The sequence below is a fragment of the Canicola haemoglobinophilus genome, from assembly GCF_002015075.1.
GTDB lineage: Bacteria > Pseudomonadota > Gammaproteobacteria > Enterobacterales > Pasteurellaceae > Canicola > Canicola haemoglobinophilus.
The window spans coordinates 1-3,388 of record NZ_MUXZ01000047.1 but is presented as its reverse complement, the minus strand read 5'-3'; the positions used below and the strand labels follow the sequence as shown (position 1 = coordinate 3,388).

General features: G+C 48.1%; 2 rRNA genes. Both read right to left on the bottom strand.

Annotated features, from left to right (window positions below):
• Window position 1: 1 nt before the first annotated feature.
• A 5S ribosomal RNA gene (gene rrf / locus B0186_RS10450) occupies window positions 2-117 on the bottom strand.
• 232 nt (window positions 118-349) lie between these two features.
• Window positions 350-3,361: ribosomal RNA gene (locus tag B0186_RS10445) — 23S ribosomal RNA — on the bottom strand.
• Window positions 3,362-3,388 lie beyond the last annotated feature (27 nt).

The following is a 3,388-nucleotide window of genomic DNA, read 5'->3' as shown; positions in this document are numbered from 1 at the left end:
AACCTGGCGGTGACCTACTCTCACATGGGGAGACCCCACACTACCATCGGCGTCACGGCGTTTCACTTCTGAGTTCGGCATGGGGTCAGGTGGAACCACCGCACTATCGCCGCCAAGATTATTCTGTTCTAACTCTTTTGAGGTTTCTCATTCGCTTTTTATTAAGTTTTTAATTCACCTTTTTTATTAAGCTTTTAATTCACTTTTTTATCAGCGTTTTATTTATTTTACCTCTGCTCTCACAATCAAAAACAAGCTGTTCACTCTAAATTTTCTATTCTGTCCTTTCTATAGTTTTCTTTTCTATCTCTAGTTCATCTCCAAACAACCCCAAAACACTCAAGATTGTATGGTTAAGCCTCTCGGGCAATTAGTATGTGTTAGCTCAATGTATCACTACACTTACACACCACACCTATCTACGTCGTAGTCTCCAACAACCCTTACTGACTTATAGTCAGGGAGAACTCATCTTAAGGCAAGTTTCGTGCTTAGATGCTTTCAGCACTTATCTCTTCCGCATGTAGCTACCCAGCAATGCCTCTGGCGAGACAACTGGAACACCAGTGATGCGTCCACTCCGGTCCTCTCGTACTAGGAGCAGCCCCCCTCAATTCTCCAACGCCCACGGCAGATAGGGACCGAACTGTCTCACGACGTTCTAAACCCAGCTCGCGTACCACTTTAAATGGCGAACAGCCATACCCTTGGGACCTACTTCAGCCCCAGGATGTGATGAGCCGACATCGAGGTGCCAAACACCGCCGTCGATATGAACTCTTGGGCGGTATCAGCCTGTTATCCCCGGAGTACCTTTTATCCGTTGAGCGATGGCCCTTCCATTCAGAACCACCGGATCACTATGACCTGCTTTCGCACCTGCTCGACTTGTCTGTCTCGCAGTTAAGCTTGCTTATACCATTGCACTAACCTGACGATGTCCGACCGTCATTAGCAAACCTTCGTGCTCCTCCGTTACTCTTTGGGAGGAGACCGCCCCAGTCAAACTACCCACCAGACACTGTCCGAGTACCCGTTTCAGGTACTTCGTTAGAACATCAAACGTTAAAGGGTGGTATTTCAACAATGGCTCCACAATCACTGGCGTGACTGCTTCAAAGCCTCCCACCTATCCTACACATCAAAATTCAATGTTCAGTGTCAAGCTATAGTAAAGGTTCACGGGGTCTTTCCGTCTAGCCGCGGGTACACCGCATCTTCACGGCGATTTCAATTTCACTGAGTCTCGGGTGGAGACAGCCTGGCCATCATTATGCCATTCGTGCAGGTCGGAACTTACCCGACAAGGAATTTCGCTACCTTAGGACCGTTATAGTTACGGCCGCCGTTTACTGGGGCTTCGATCAGGAGCTTCTCTTTCGATAACACCATCAATTAACCTTCCAGCACCGGGCAGGCATCACACCCTATACGTCCACTTTCGTGTTTGCAGAGTGCTGTGTTTTTAATAAACAGTTGCAGCCAGCTGGTATCTTCGACCGGTTCAACCTTCATCCGCAAGGGATTACAATCTACGCCGGCGCACCTTCTCCCGAAGTTACGGTGCTATTTTGCCTAGTTCCTTCACCCGAGTTCTCTCAAGCGCCTGAGTATTCTCTACCTGACCACCTGTGTCGGTTTTCAGTACGGTTTAGATAAACCTGAAGCTTAGTGGCTTTTCCTGGAAGCGTGGTATCAGTAACTTCATCTCCTTAGAGACTCGTCATCACTTCTCGTTGTTTAACTGGGTAAGCGGATTTGCCTACCTACCCCAACTACCTGCTTAAACAGACATCCAACAGTCTGCTTACCTAACCTTCTCCGTCCCCACATCGCAGTTTATCCAAGTACGGGAATATTAACCCGTTTCCCATCGACTACGCTTTTCAGCCTCGCCTTAGGGGCCGACTCACCCTGCCCCGATTAACGTTGGACAGGAACCCTTGGTCTTCCGGCGAACGAGTTTTTCACTCGTTTTATCGTTACTTATGTCAGCATTCGCACTCGTGATACGTCCAGCAAACCTCTCGATTCACCTTCTTCCGCTTACACGACGCTCCCCTACCCAACAGGCGTATCACTAATATTCCTTTCTTCGATTTCAATCCGACTCAACGTTCGGGTTGCTTGACCAACATTTCATTCCACTTCGTTTCATTCCATGTTGTTAATCTAAGGCGTATTAGTGATACGCCTGATGCCGCAGCTTCGGTGCTATATTTTAGCCCCGTTACATCTTCCGCGCAGGCCGACTCGACTAGTGAGCTATTACGCTTTCTTTAAATGATGGCTGCTTCTAAGCCAACATCCTAGCTGTCTAAGCCTTCCCACTTCGTTTCCCACTTAATATAGACTTTGGGACCTTAGCTGGCGGTCTGGGTTGTTTCCCTCTCCACGACGGACGTTAGCACCCGCCGTGTGTCTCCTGAGTATCACTCTTCGGTATTCGCAGTTTGCATCGGGTTGGTAAGCCGGGATGGCCCCCTAGCCGAAACAGTGCTCTACCCCCGAAGGTGTCCGCTCAAGGCTCTACCTAAATAGATTTCGGGGAGAACCAGCTATCTCCCAGTTTGATTGGCCTTTCACCCCCAGCCACAAGTCATCCGCTAATTTTTCAACATTAGTCGGTTCGGTCCTCCAGTTAGTGTTACCCAACCTTCAACCTGCCCATGGCTAGATCACCGGGTTTCGGGTCTATACCTTGCAACTTAACGCCCAGTTAAGACTCGGTTTCCCTTCGGCTCCCTTATTCAGTTAACCTCGCTACAAAATATAAGTCGCTGACCCATTATACAAAAGGTACGCAGTCACCCTTACAGGCTCCCACTGCTTGTACGCACAAGGTTTCAGGTTCTATTTCACTCCCCTCACCGGGGTTCTTTTCGCCTTTCCTTCACAGTACTGGTTCACTATCGGTCAATCAGGAGTATTTAGCCTTGGAGGATGGTCCCCCCATCTTCAAACAGGATTTCTCGTGTCCCGCCCTACTTCTCGTAAACTTAGTACCACAATAATACTTTCAAGTACGGGATTATCACCCTCTATGATTTGGCTTCCCAGCCAATTCCTCTAATATCATTGCTATCACTTACTGGCTACTCCGCTTTCGCTCGCCGCTACTTACAGAATCTCGGTTGATTTCTTTTCCTCGGGGTACTTAGATGTTTCAGTTCTCCCGGTTCGCCTTTCATTGCTATGAATTCACAATGAAATGATAGGTTCTTCACCTATCGGGTTTCCCCATTCGGATATCTTGGATTAAACGCTTCTTATCAACTCATCCAAGCTTTTCGCAGATTAGCACGTCCTTCTTCGCCTCTGATTGCCAAGGCATCCACCTTGTGCGCTTAGTCACTTAACCATACAATCTTGAGTATTTTTCAAGATG